The organism is Pseudoalteromonas sp. US3C1013, from assembly GCF_048401115.1.
Taxonomy (GTDB): domain Bacteria; phylum Pseudomonadota; class Gammaproteobacteria; order Enterobacterales; family Alteromonadaceae; genus Pseudoalteromonas; species Pseudoalteromonas undina.
In genome coordinates, this window is record NZ_CP183075.1 from 1889321 (window position 1) to 1903732 (window position 14412).

Here is a 14412-nt window from a genome sequence, read left to right on the forward strand (position 1 = left end):
AAGCCCTATGTCATCTGCCGTTTACCTGCAAGCTGGTCGCGATAAATCATTAAAAAGAAAACACCCTTGGTTATTTTCTAAAGCCATCAAAAAAATTAAAGGTAAACCTGGATTAGGTGACACGGTAACCATACACGATAGTGAAGGTAAGTTTTTGGCCACAGCCGCTTACAGTCCTCATTCGCAAATTCGTGCTCGTGTTTGGAGCTTTGACGAAAAAGAAGTGATAGATCAACATTTCTTTGAGCGCCGTCTTCGCCGTGCTTTAGAAGCGCGTAGTCATGCGATTGAAGAAGGTGGACTTACCGGCTTTAGATTATGTGCAGCAGAATCAGACTACTTACCCGGTATTACTATAGATAAGTTTGATAATGTTCTTGTGTGTCAATTACTGAGCGCAGGTGCAGAACGTCACAAAGGTGAAATTGTTGGTGCTTTAATGGCTATTTTCCCAGGCTCTACTATTTATGAGCGCTCAGATGTAGATGTTCGAACCAAAGAAGGGCTAGAGCCTATTAAGGGCGTACTTTGGGGGAGTGAACCCACTGGACCTGTCATAATTGAAGAAAATGGTTTAAAAATTGAAGTTGATATTCTAGAAGGCCATAAAACTGGCTTTTATTTAGATCAACGAGATAGCCGTGCTGCACTGGAGCGTTTTTCAAAAGACAAAACCGTATTAAATTGCTTTAGTTATACGGGAACGTTTTCTCTTTATGCCCTGCGCGGTGGCTGTAAACATGTAACCAATGTTGATGTTTCACAACCAGCACTTGATACAGCAAAGCGTAATGTTGAGCATAACAACCTTGATTTAAATAAAGTCGACTTTGTAAAACAAGATGTCTTTAAATTATTACGCCAATACCGTGAAGACGGGGTGATGTTTGATACGATCGTTATGGACCCGCCTAAATTTGCCGATAACAAGGCGCAGTTAACTGGGGCGTGTCGCGGTTACAAGGACATCAATATGATTGCGATGCAAATATTAAAGCCCGGCGGCACTTTGCTAACATTCTCATGCTCTGGTTTAATGGAACAAAACTTGTTTCAAAAAGTAGTCGCAGATGCAGCCCTTGATGCAGGTAAGGATTTACTGATCATGGAGCGCTTAAATCAAGCAGCTGACCACCCTATTGCAGGCAGCTATCCTGAAGGTTTTTACCTTAAAGGGCTTATTTGTAAGGTTTACTAAAAACTAATTAAGTAGTTAGTTAAACTCTACAATTTCAAGCCCTGCGGTTATCGTGCCATCCTCTTCGGTGCTGGCACGTATTACCTTAACAGTGGCTTTTAACGGTGCAATGCTCGGATGTGTTGATGCAATATCAACCGATAAAATTGAGTTAAGCTCTAACAAATCATCGAGTTGTAATGAAAGACCCGTTGCACTTAAATCAAGGCATGTGCCAGTGTAACTAAGCCCAGCAACAGGCTCTATTGAGGTTAACTTCGCTGGCGTGTTAACCTGCATACGTCTATAGTTTCGCTTATCTTCAGTAAACATAATTCCCTCTACACAATATTATTAATTTTTTCTCGTAGTACAGCGATAGAAAAAGGTTTTACAACGTAAGCATCGCACCCTGCGTCAAAGCCTGCTTGTTGCTCAAGCTCCGACTCAAGTCCAGATATCATGACCACCGGAATGTTTTTTGTCTCTGGCGTGTGTTTAAGTATGCGACACGTATCATAACCGTCGAGTCCTGGCATACACACATCAAGCAAAATAATATCGGGCGGATTTGCAATCGCAGATGCTAAACAACTTTTACCTGAGTCAGCATAGCTCAAATCAAATGTTGATGCTAACCCTGCTTTGAGTATTTCAAAATTGAAATACTCATCATCAACCACTAACAGCTGTCGCGCTTTGTGTTTTAGTAATGAGGACATAGGTATGTCATTTCCTTCTCAAGTTAGTCCCTCTGTTAACTTACTTAGCTTAATAGAGAATAAAGAGATTATTCAATTTCTTTTATCGCATTTAACACACGTTTTGCTGAAATTGGATAAGGCGTACCTAAGGTTTGTGCAAATAAGGATACGCGTAATTCTTGCTGCATCCAAAAAATAGCCTCAACATCAGTAGGCAGTGGCATTCCTTTAGGTGTTTTATTCGTTAGTTTTTTATATTCTTGCGACACTTTTTCAAGCTCTAACACACATAATCTATCACGATTTGGGTCAACAGGTAGTTTTTCTAGGCGTTTTTGAATCGCTTTTAAATAACGAATTAAATCGCCGAGTTTGTCTGCCCCATGTTGACTGACAAAGCCTTTAAAAATAAGTGATTCTAGCTGAGACTTAATATCCCCATGAGCGGTGATCATGGTTAAATCTACACGCCCTTTCATTTTTTTATGCAGTGCATGTGCAATACTCAGCACTTGCTCAACCTGTGTAGCAATGGCCACTACGGTATCGCCTAACTCGCCGCGAATATGCTCTTTAACCGTTTCAAATGCCTCACTTGTACGAATGTCACCATATTTAACTAATAGGCTGTCAACGCCTGATGCAATGCAGTCATCAATTAAATCGGCAATTTTACCAAAAGGATTAAAGTACAATCCTAATTTAGCTTTGTTTGGTAGGTTTTGCTGCAGGTATTTAATTGGTGATGGCACGTTTAAAAGTACTAAACGACGTAAACCTTGCTGGTGCGCTAATTGCGCTTTTATTTCGTTATCGAATAGCTCTACTGCGGCCGTTGATTTTTTATCCACTAACGCTGGGTAGGCTTTAATTTCGTATTGACCTTGCTTTTTCACGTACGATGTTGGTAACTCACCAAAATCCCACTGGATTAAATCGGTTTTTTCTATGCCTTTGTCGGCCACTTTAGATAAGGTGTCTGTCACTTTGCCTTGAAGCTGCGCTTTAAGCTTAGCTAAATCGAGCCCACGGGCAAGAAGTTGGTCGTTTTCATCACGTACTTCAAACTGCAATCTTAAATGAGGAGCAAGGGCTGTTAAATCCCACGCCTCAGGGTCGACTCGCACGCCAGTCATGCGCAATAACCGATTACTTAGTGAGTCGATTAACGAGCCTTGTAGAGGCTCTATGGCCGCTAAAACCGCGTCGGCATAATTAGGCGCAGGGACAAAGTTACGGCGAAGTGACTTTGGCAATGACTTAATTAACCCACAAATTAGCTCATGACGAAATGCCGGTATATGCCAATCAAAACCACTTTCTTGAACTTGGTTTAATAGCGCAACCGGTATTTGTACAGCAACACCATCAACTGCTTGGCCTGGATCAAAATGATAAGTAAGCGGCAGCATTAAGTTATCTTGTTGCCATGTATCTGGATAATCAAATTCAGTAATGCTACTTGCACCATGCTGCATGAGCTCTTCTCGCGTCATGTGCAGATAGCGTTTGTCTTGCTGTTTTTGTGTTTTATACCACTTAATAAACGCAGCACGATTATTAATATCGTTCGGTATTTTTTTCTCGTAAAACTCAAATAAGGTTTGTTCATCAACTAAAATATCGCGCCTACGAGATTTGTTCTCGAGCACTTGAATATCTTCAATTAATTCGCGGTTATATTGTAAAAATCCTTCATTGAGCCCCAGCTCTTGTTCAACCAGCGCTGTGCGAATAAACAACTCACGGCTTACTTTTGGGTCAATATTGCTGTACACACAGCGGCGTTTATTAACAATTAATAAGCCATACAAAGTTTGTTGCTCAAAGGCAATCACCGCACCGGGCTTTTTCTCCCAATGAGGCTCTGTGTAGCTGCGTTTTACTAAATGCTGAGCGAACGGTTCTACCCAGTTCACATCAATTTTGGCATTAATACGAGCATAGAGTTTACTGGTTTCCACCAACTCAGCCGACATCATCCATTTTGGACTCTTTTTAAATAAGCCTGAGCCTGGAAAAATATGAAATTGGCTATTACGCGCACCTTTATATAGCTGCTTTTCGTCTTTAAAACCGATGTGACTGAGCATGCCACTTAAAAGTGCTTTGTGAATAAGCTCACTGTCTGCGACATTAGTGGTGGCTTTCATTTTCATTTCATTGCACACAGTGCTGATTTGATAAACGATATCTTGCCATTCACGAATACGCATATAGGCTAAAAAGTCTTTTTGACATAACTTTCTAAACTGGCTGTTAGTCAGCTCACTTTGCTGCTCTTCTAAATAATTCCACAGGTTTAAAAAGGCAATAAAGTCAGAGTCTGGATCGTCAAAGCGACCATGTTTTTCATTCGCGGCTTGGCGTTTTTCTTGTGGTCGCTCGCGGGGGTCTTGAATTGAAAGCGCGGCAACAATAACTATCACCTCACGCAATGCACCCACTTTATGTGCAGTTAGCACCATTTTTGCTAAACGCGGATCAACCGGCAAACGACTTAGCTCTCGCCCAGATTGTGTTAGGCTGGTTTTTTGATGACGCTTAGCCGCTTTTACTGCTTGTAGCTCTTCAAGCAATGTTAAACCATCATTAATATTTCGGCTATCTGGAGCTTGCACAAAAGGAAATTGCGCCATATCACCCAGCCCAAGGGCTAACATTTGCAAAATAACTGATGCTAAATTAGTACGCAATATTTCAGGGTCAGTAAATTCAGGACGCGATAAAAAGTCATCTTCTGAATATAAACGAATACAAATACCCGCTTCAACACGTCCACAGCGCCCCATTCGCTGATTAGCACTGGCTTGCGAAATAGGCTCTATAGGTAAACGTTGCACTTTTGTGCGATAACTATAACGACTAATTCGCGCTGTACCCGGGTCAATAACATAACGAATACCAGGTACTGTTAGCGATGTTTCAGCGACGTTGGTAGAGAGTATAATATGGCGGCGCGAATGCGGCGCAAAAATACGGTTTTGCTCAGCGTTCGATAGCCTTGAATACAAAGGTAATACATCTGTGTGTTTTAAATTACGCTTGCTTAGTGCATCGGCGGTATCACGTATTTCTCGCTCACCATTTAAAAAGATCAGAATATCGCCAGGACCTTCGGCGCAAAGTTCATCTACCGCATCAAAAATACCCTGTAGTTGGTCGCCTTCGGCTTCCATATCTTCTTTTTGAATATCACTAATTGGGTTATAGCGTACATCAACTGGAAACGTTCTTCCTGATACTTCAATAATAGGTGCATCATCAAAATGCTTAGAAAAGCGCTCAGGGTCGATAGTTGCTGAGGTGATAATAACTTTTAAATCGGGGCGTTTTGGGAGTAAATTTTTAAGATAACCTAAAATAAAGTCAATGTTTAAGCTACGTTCATGCGCTTCATCAATAATAATGGTGTCGTATTGATTTAAAAATCGGTCTTGTTGTATTTCAGCTAATAAAATACCGTCGGTCATCAGCTTAATGTAACTGTTATTAGATACCTGGTCGCTAAAACGAATTTTAAAACCGACTTGCTGACCAAGCTCACATTGCATTTCTTCTGCAATACGGTTGGCAACGCTGCGTGCTGCTAAACGCCTTGGTTGGGTATGACCAATATAGCCCTCAACGCCTCGGCCTAGCTCTAAACACATTTTAGGTATTTGTGTGGTTTTGCCTGAGCCAGTTTCACCAGCAATGATCACCACTTGATTATTAGCAATGGCCTCTTTAATGGTGTCTTTTTTTTGACTAACCGGTAATTGCTCAGGATAAGTAACTTTAGGTAGCCCAGCTAAGCGCTGCTCTCGAAGCGTTTGACTACGACTAATATCAGCCGCAATTTTTTCAAGCGCACTGGTAAGTTTTGCCTCGTCGGTGATTTTTTTAACGCCGTGAAGACGTTTTTTAAAACTGAATTGATCTTTTTTTAAGCACGTTTTTAGCTCGCCAAATAACTGACCTAGGTTTACCACCTGCATACCTTATAAAAATTAGTCAAAGAGCCCCGATTGTAGCAAATTAAATGGCTGGGGTTAATCCTGTAAAGAATATAACAATCAGGGGATTATTATATAAACCACCAGCCAGTGACTAATAGTGTTTATTCGTCACTAAAAATACCTACGTAGGTTGCTTGGGTATTCGATTTACTCGCACGATACATGCCTGAAGTATTAAACGGCAGACTAATATTGCCTTTTGTATCAATAATAATAACACCGCCGGTGCCCCCTATCGGTTTAAGCACCTCGTTTATTACTTCATTACCTGCTTGGTCTATGGTTTTACCTTGGTACTTTACTCGCGCACAAATATCACTTGCCACATTATAACGAATAAAATATTCGCCGTGCCCAGTTGCCGAAACCGCACATGAGGCATTTTCAGCAAAAGTACCTGCGCCAATAACCGGTGCATCGCCAATACGACCAAAACGTTTTGCGGTCATTCCGCCAGTTGACGTGCCCGCTGCTAAATTCCCTTGTTTATCCAGTGCCACCGCTCCGACCGTGCCCACTTTATAATTTACTGGTAACGCTTTATGCGCTGCCTGATAATCTTTACTGGTATTTTTGCTCGCCTCGAGTTTCTTTTTGGCTTTTAATAAAGCCTCATAACGATGCTCAGTATCAAATATATTGTTCTCTACTAGGCTCACGCCTTGCTCTTTGGCAAACTCTTCTGCACCTTGACCACTTAACATCACATGCACTGATTTTTCCATTACTAACCGGGCAAGTTTAATTGGACTTTCGATATGTTTAATACCTGACACAGCGCCTGCTTGACGATTGCGACCATCCATTATAGAGGCATCTAATTCGTGACTACCATCATAGGTATATACCGCACCACGCCCGGCATTAAAATAAGGCGATTGTTCAAGTACTTCAATGGCAGTAGTCACTGCATCAAGGCTTTCTCCGCCTTGTTCAAGTACCTTATATCCGGCCTCAACAGCTTCTGCTAATTTATTGCGATAAGCTTGCTCTTGATCTGCCGTAAATTTACTTTTTTCAATCGTGCCTGCACCGCCATGAATCGCAATGGCAAACGGCATATTTGTGTTTTCACTCAATGCCTGCGTGCTCAACCCCATTAAACTTGTTGCAATGAGCCCTAATAATAGTGATTTTTTCATTGTGTGTTCTTTTATAAATACAGGATTAAAACCAATGTGAATGGTTATGAAGCGTTTTTCAAGTGAACTGAGTTTAATGGCACAAAAAAAGCGCCCTAAGGCGCTTTTTTAATTTCGTTTAAAGTTACGCTTGTTGCGCTTTTAAACGTGCTAAACGTGCTACTTGGTGTGTAGACGTTAAGAAAGAATAGATTGGTGCTAAATAACCGCGCTTACGAAGCTCAAGAAAGTCTGCATCGCTTAGCTCATTTAGTTTCTTCTCATCGATAAGGTAAATACCGTTGATGTCTTTTTTCTCACCTTTAATATCAACTGTTAGCGTTTGTGCTACCAGTAGTTCTTTATTAGCAAGGAATTTAGTGAAAGCATCAGTTACTTGAGAAAACTCAATGAACGATACTAACGCTTCTTTACGACGCTTAAGGTAATCAGTTTCTTCACCGTTTTCGAATAATGCATTACCCTCTTCTTCACCAACTAATGAGCTCGCTTCGTCAATTACGATACCAAATTGATCTTGCTCTGGGTGCTTTACTAAACCTAGTGGGTAACGCGTTGTTGCCATAGGCGCAAATGATGCTGTCCATTTGTCGCCATCAATAAATAAATTTTCGCCTGGCTCTAGGCCAAACATTGCAACCGCTTGAAAAGTACCTGTTTCGTTATTTTTAACAAAAGACATTGGGAATTCATTGGCGATACGCGCAAACTCATGTGCAACCACTGGCACTAAGTGTTGAGTTTTCATAAATTCGATGTTGATGCCATTTTTAATTTTAGTGTTGGCATGTTTTTCGTTGTGTAAAGGCTGTACTTGTTGCTCCGCCATGTTACTGCTCCGTTATTTATTAATTTGATTTTTTTCTGTTAGTGGCCTAAGGCTAAAGGTTTTGGTGACAAAAAGGAAGTGAAAATTTTGTGTCATTTTGTACGTTATTAATTAACAAAAACATTATCGCTGATTATTTCAACAAATAACTAGTAAACATTACCAAAGGTGAAATTCGCACGCTTAGATAGCTCAAAAAGCGTCCTTTGACAACGCTGTCTTCGGTGGTATATTGATTTTTTGCCTAAATAAAAAATTCACACTTAGATAATTTCAGCAAAAATAGACACTAAAATAATGAAAAATTTAACTGTAAACCCAAACTTAAAAATTGAAAAACTGATGATCCCTGGCACCAAGCTATCAGCCTTCGTTGTTGATGATTTTCTTTTAGATACCAGTAGTGTAATGAATTTTGCTCACAACATAGCCTACTTTAACCCTATGTTTTCAGACAACTCCTTCTACCCTGGTATTCGCGACAATATGCCGCAACCTTATTTAAGGGTTTTACATGCATTTTTTCAAAATGAAATACTGCCTAAAATAGACAATAAAAATTATCAAGAGTCTATTCTTCATAAAAGTTTACTTTCATTAGCTTCATGCAAACCTGCGAATTTAATTGTTGATCAAAAAGTACCGCATATTGATTCTTGTGATGAGAGAGATTACGCATTTGTACATTACTTATCGCCAGAGGAGCTTGGTGGAACAAGTATTTATAAGTATATACCTCAAAACATTATTGAATTTAAACAACAGCACAAACCACTGCTCGCAGATATAGTTAATGATGTTAAAAAAGCCCCTAATGAGCATCAAGGCTATTTATCTGGCAGCACCAGTTTATTTGAACAGGTTTTTAAAGTTGATGCTAAATTTAACCGCCTTGTTATTTACCAAGGTAACTTATTACACAGTGCCAATATTTATTCTGAACAAAGCTGCTTAGCGGATGCTAAAAAAGGCCGTCTTTCGATAGCCTCTTTCGCAAGTGTACGATGATCTTTGTGAATATAGCGCTTAAACCTTTCACAAATCATTAGATTGACTGCAGTCCATATTGTTTAATTTTATCTAAAAGCGCTCTGTGATTGGGTAGCTTATTTATTAAGTATTGATCTATCTCAGCTCGTTGTTGTAAACGTACTAAACAGTGTTCATGTTCTGCACTGGTACAAGGCGGTGCCTTAGTGTTGAAATGCATTCCATAAAGTACAAATAAAAAGTTTTCTAAGTAAAACACTTCAAACTGGCTGAAAAAGTCATCTCTAACCGGAATGAACTCTTCCCACAAACTAAGCTTTTCTTTTAATGACTCAGAAATAGTGTCATCACTTTTATTGGCCACCCAAAAAGCTGAATCTGTTCTATCTGAAATACAGTAGTGCAATTTAATAAAATCAATAGTACGTTCCCACGCATACCCCATAGCGTGATTAAACCGCGTTTCTAACTGTTCAAGCTGCTCAGTTGATGATGGAAAACGTAGGGTTAAAAACTTCGCTGAAAAATCAGTTAATAAAATAGAGGTTGCCTCTAATGGTTCTAAAAAGCCTTGCGCTAAGCCAAGCGCGACACAGTTTTTATGCCAAAACTTTTCACGATAACCTACTCTCATGGGGATTTTTCTATAACTAAGACCTTGCTTACTTGCCCCTAGATAACGGTTCAGTTTTTCATGTGCTTGTTCATCGGTCATGTGGTTATTTGAATAAACAAAGCCCACTCCCCGCCTATTTGTAAGCGCAATGTCCCAAATCCAGCCAGCTTGATGAGCGGTAGCAAGTGTATAAGGCGGAATATCATCGTCTTCTTTTGTAGGTACTTGCACAACTAAGGCGCTATTTATCAGTAAGCTATCAGACACATCAACGAAAGGGACTTTTAAAGCTTTATCTATGAGTAAAGATTCAAAACCCGAACAATCAATATAAAAGTCAAATTCAAGTTCACCTTCGCTGTCAGTCACTAACGCTGCTATTGCGCCATCATTAGCAAGCTTTACTTGAGTTACATTGGTATGTACGTGAGACACCGAAAACTTATCTTTTGCATTACACGAGAGCAGTTGCGCAAATTTCCCTGCATTGAAATGGTACGCATAAGCTAACTCGCCCTCATATTGGGCATTAGTGATACTTTTGGGGGCTAAACCAGCCTCACAAATAGCGTGCTGAGAAGATAAATACTGCGCATGACTTTTTGATTTTTGCTTATCGTTTAACCAATGTTGAGTTAAATGTTTAGTATCGTAGGGGTTTGGCACATCAAATAAATGATGAAAAAAATTACCTTCTCCATGCTTTTTTTTATCCATCCAGTTAACAAATTTTATCGACTGCTTAAACGTCGCATCACATTGGCGAATAAATTCATCTTCACGAATACCAAAAGTTTTTAGCGTGTTTCTTATGTCGGGTACTGTGCCTTCGCCTACTCCAATTGGCGGTATATCGGGTGACTCAATTAAAGTCACTGAAACACCTTTGCGCTTCAGCAGCTCTTTGCCAATGTGGTTTGCAGCTAACCAACCAGCTGTTCCACCACCTAAAATTGCCACTTTTTTTATATTCATAAATCACCAATGATGTTTAATCTCGTAAAAAAGCCCAGCAATGCTGGGCCTAGATTACTTTTATTAACTCAGCATATTAGAAACGCATTGTTACACCAAGTTTATAACGTGCTTCACCTTCAAAGCTCCACACTGGGAAGTCATTGAGTAGATCAGGGTTTGGTAATGATGTTGATGCATCATTATTACCAAGCTGAATACTGTCTTCCTCTGTTAAGTTAATACCTTCGAAAGTAACATCTAAGTAGTCAGTTACAGAGTACGTTGCACTGAAATCTAGCTGTCCGTAGGCTTGATGCTCACGGTTACCATACCAACCTGGTGCTTCACGAATAATAAACTCTGAACGCCAGTTATATGCTAAACGTGCAGAAAAATCATCATTTTCATAAAAACCAACTACGTTGTAGCTATTTTTCGATGAATCAGAAAATACACCAACACGGTCCGGGTAGTTCTCTGCTGGAGCCTCAGCATCTGAATAGGTATAGTTAAATGAATAACCAAAGCCATTATCAAACGAATCTTGAATTTGGAACTCAATACCTTCAATTGAACCACCTGTGCCGTTGGTAGAAGAGCTCACAGTCCAACAGTCATATTGCTGCGCGCCACATGGTGGTTCGCCTGCATCTGGGTTAGTTGTATAAACTGGGATATCAATACCAATTTGTTGATTCGTTTGTTGTTGTGTAGAGATAAACGAACTTACTTCTTTAGTAAAGTAAGTGACGCTTAACATTGCATCGTCATCAAAATACCATTCAACACCGATATCAGCTTGGAATGCTTTAAACGGGCTTAAACCAACGTTACCAGTATTTAAAACTTCATTTAAAGGGCGATTATCTGTATAGCCAGCTAGATTACGCGTTGCAAATAAGTCAGCGTAATTAGGACGAGAAATAACTTGTGCTGCCGAGGTACGTAAAATGACGTTGTCAGCTAAGTCCATAACGACGTTTAAGCTTGGTAAGAACTCACTGTAATCTGCTTTATCTGTAGATAAGGTAGAATCGTAAACACCTTCATCGCTTAAGTCATAGTAATCTGACGAAATATCAGTTGAGATGTAACGCACACCTAAATTACCGCGAATACCACCTGCGTCAAAATCAGCCATCGCATAGATTGCTAAATTTTCTTCTTCAATGGTGCCATAAGCTTGTGGGCGTGCAGTATAACCTTCAGTCATTGCTAATGAATCAGCAATCATTAAATCCATATCAGGTTCAGGTATAACAAAGCCACCGCCCGCAGTCACTGTACCAGGGTAGTATGCAGATGCATTTCGCACAGGCACTAAATCTGGGTTTACAATAGCAGCATTACCATCTTGAACAACTTTATGATCGGCATATCTTAAACCAGTTTTAATAGCAGTAACCACACCAAGATCAAGTGGAATTTCGAAATCTAAGTTTAAGTAGCTTTCTTCATCTGAATCAGGATTATATTCAGGCGCCCATGTTTGCGGACTGATGGTATCAGGTAAAATGCTCGCATCGTAAGATTGGTTTGCTAAATTAAATTTAGTCACATCACCAGTCATATCCATAGAGCCATTTAGATCACTATTGTTATTAGTAAACATACCATAGTTTGCAGTTGTTACGTCACTGTCAGCACTGGTTTTACCTACGCGACCTTTAAATGTGAATGACTCTGCATCATATTGCCAGTCAAAATCAACCGTATCAGACTTCATGCTTGCTTTACGCGCCCATGTTTGGAAAAAAGCAGTGCCATTTCCGTCAATTGTGCGAGAGACACAATTACCTGAAGCATTAGTTTGCTCACATGAGCCGTCGCCTGGGAAGATAATTATTTGCGAGTTAGCATTATTTGCATCTAGCTCTAAGCTAGTGTAAGTCAGGCCTAATACAAGCGAATCTGATGGCTGGTATTGCATGGCAACATTATAAGCTGTACGTTCACGTGCTTGTTGGAATGTTGTTGGTGCCATACCGCCACTCCAACCACCTGATGATTCAATACCGTTACGTTGGTAATCTACTTCTGATAAAGAACCCGCCGCTAAGATACCAAATGTTTCATTATTATTTTTCCAGCTGTATAAGCCAGAAAGTTCAGGATCTGTCTCTTCAGAAACTGTACCATAATCAGCTTTTACACTTGCAAATACAGTGTTTGCATCTAAATCTAGAGGTTTACGTGTTTTAACAATAACAGTGCCACCAATACCACCTTCAACTAGATTAGCCTGTGACGACTTATAAACTTCTAAGCCGCCGACTAATTCTGAAGGTAATAATGAGTAGTTAAAACTGCGGTCTACGGCTTGTTGGTCAAACCAACTTGTTGACGCAACTGTATGACCATCAAGCAATGTACGTGTAAGTTGTGCTGAAGCACCACGTATCGATACTTGCTGACCCTGTCCAAATTGACGAGATACACTTACACCAGAAATACGACCAAGAGATTCACCTACATCGCCATCAGGAAACTTACCAACATCTTCCGCTGTTACAACATCAACAACAGCATTAGAAAAACGTTTTCCGTTTAAGTTTTCTTTATTTGAAGCGCGTATACCGCGTACTTCAATGACTTCAACATCATCTTGAACTTTAACTTCATCGGCTGCGAATGCAGCACCAGTAAAGCCAGCTCCCACAACTAAGCCGATATTTACTGCTAATAAGCTTTTTTTAAAATTTTTAGCTAACACAGGATTCCCCTCGAATCATTTTATTGGTTTTGTTTATCATTTTGCCTAACCGCCATGACAGCGCTGTCATAGTAGTAACAAACCATACATGCTAAATTACATTTTTGCTACATTTTTCCGCGCTTTTTGTATGAATTTTAACTAATACATAATTAAGTCATTGATTTTATGGTGATTTATTATTTTATAAAAAAGTAGAGTTCGTCCGATGCTTACTCTTCATACCAAGCATGTAAATAATGGCGTTTTTTATACTTAATGTATTTAGAGTAGTCGACTTTGCGGATAGCTGAAGCGATTAACATGCTATATTACTCAATTGTACCTGAAGATTAACTAATTGTTTTAATTTACAAATAAAGCTTTAGTTAATGACTTTTGGGAGGTGTAATAGGATTTAAAAGGTACTTAGCTTAAGGGAAATGTTTAAACTTCAAATGTTTACAGCACTTTGTTATTAATTGATTAATGACAAAAACATGTCGCAATAAAAAAGGCCAGTAGCAAAAGCAACTGACCTTTCATTAAACCATCAATACAACATGGTTTTAAAGCACCTAGTTTAGACTAAATTAAGGTGCCCAATACACTTCAATGTTGATCTCAGGGTGATTTAGAACTGCACGTAACGGCATATCATTAACATTACCACCCGCTAAAGCTTGCTTATACACAGCCAGCTTTTCATCGCCACTAATAAGTAATTTAACTACTTTAGACTGTGAAATTGCATTTAGCGATAAGCTCATTCGTTCGGTAATACTACCTGTTACATCACTCTCAATTGCGTTTATGGCACACACAAGTTGGTTTGAATCTAAGCCGTTTTCCAACCCTTGAGCATGTGGAAATAACGAAGCAGTATGTCCATCTGGACCCATACCTAAAATAGTAACATCAAACGGGCGTTTTAATGCTTGAAACTGCGTTTCACATTCATCAACACCTTGCTCTGCAGTGGATGCTGCATTTTTCATGCTAATAAAATTAGCCGCTGCACCATGGTTTTGTAGCAAAGTACGCTTAATGAATGCTTCATTACTTTTTTCATGACTTACCTCAACCCAGCGTTCGTCAACCATAGCAACATCAACATGAGCCCAGTTTAAATCAAGGGTAGATAAATGTTTATAAGCCGGCTCAGGTGAAGACCCCCCTGAAACCATTAATACTGCGCGGCCATCAGCCTCAATACCATCACGTAATGCTTGTTCTAATGACTGAGATAATTCCTCAGTTAAAGCGGCTTTATCGTCAAAAAATTTCTCTACTATCGTTGCCAT

At 39.7% G+C, this 14412-nt stretch carries 10 protein-coding genes; 2 read left to right on the forward strand and 8 right to left on the reverse strand.

Going from position 1 to position 14412, the window contains the following annotated elements:
* The first annotated feature begins 7 nt into the window (after positions 1-7).
* Positions 8-1198, forward strand: coding sequence for a class I SAM-dependent methyltransferase (locus tag ACNSN2_RS08740; RefSeq protein ID WP_418607053.1), 1191 nt, complete (start codon positions 8-10; stop codon positions 1196-1198).
* A gap of 15 nt (positions 1199-1213) precedes the next feature.
* On the opposite strand, the gene ACNSN2_RS08745 is transcribed toward ACNSN2_RS08740, so the two are convergent.
* The 5 genes from ACNSN2_RS08745 to ACNSN2_RS08765 form a co-directional block, all read right to left on the reverse strand.
* Entirely contained in the window at positions 1214-1510 is a 297-nt protein-coding gene (locus ACNSN2_RS08745) for a PilZ domain-containing protein (RefSeq protein ID WP_010388503.1), read from the reverse strand.
* Positions 1511-1518: 8 nt separating this feature from the next.
* The gene (locus tag ACNSN2_RS08750) at positions 1519-1899 is read right to left on the reverse strand and encodes a response regulator (protein ID WP_008113026.1); all 381 of its coding nucleotides are present in this window, start codon (positions 1897-1899) and stop codon (positions 1519-1521) included.
* A gap of 68 nt (positions 1900-1967) precedes the next feature.
* Positions 1968-5855 carry an ATP-dependent RNA helicase HrpA gene (gene hrpA, locus ACNSN2_RS08755; protein WP_418607056.1) on the reverse strand — a complete coding sequence of 1296 codons (3888 nt, stop codon included), beginning with the start codon at positions 5853-5855 and terminating at the stop codon, positions 1968-1970.
* Positions 5856-5983: 128 nt separating this feature from the next.
* Positions 5984-7024: an isoaspartyl peptidase/L-asparaginase family protein gene (locus ACNSN2_RS08760; RefSeq protein ID WP_418607058.1), complete on the reverse strand. Its 1041-nt coding sequence runs from the start codon at positions 7022-7024 to the stop codon at positions 5984-5986.
* Between the two features lie 124 nt (positions 7025-7148).
* Positions 7149-7853, reverse strand: a complete 705-nt coding sequence (locus ACNSN2_RS08765; protein ID WP_418607060.1) for a SapC family protein — start codon at positions 7851-7853, stop codon at positions 7149-7151.
* 297 nt (positions 7854-8150) lie between these two features.
* On the opposite strand from ACNSN2_RS08765, the gene ACNSN2_RS08770 reads away from it, so the two are divergent.
* Positions 8151-8861, forward strand: a complete 711-nt coding sequence (locus tag ACNSN2_RS08770) for a DUF6445 family protein (protein WP_418607062.1) — start codon at positions 8151-8153, stop codon at positions 8859-8861.
* Between the two features lie 37 nt (positions 8862-8898).
* Here the strand turns inward: ACNSN2_RS08770 and ACNSN2_RS08775 are convergent, their stop codons facing one another.
* From ACNSN2_RS08775 to pgl, 3 genes are all read right to left on the reverse strand, one after another.
* Positions 8899-10434 (reverse strand): tryptophan halogenase family protein, encoded by a 1536-nt coding sequence (locus ACNSN2_RS08775; protein ID WP_418607064.1) that lies wholly within the window; start codon positions 10432-10434, stop codon positions 8899-8901.
* Between the two features lie 76 nt (positions 10435-10510).
* Entirely contained in the window at positions 10511-13129 is a 2619-nt protein-coding gene (locus tag ACNSN2_RS08780) for a TonB-dependent receptor (protein ID WP_054201152.1), read from the reverse strand.
* Between the two features lie 572 nt (positions 13130-13701).
* Positions 13702-14412, reverse strand: a complete 711-nt coding sequence (gene pgl / locus ACNSN2_RS08785; protein ID WP_418607066.1) for a 6-phosphogluconolactonase — start codon at positions 14410-14412, stop codon at positions 13702-13704.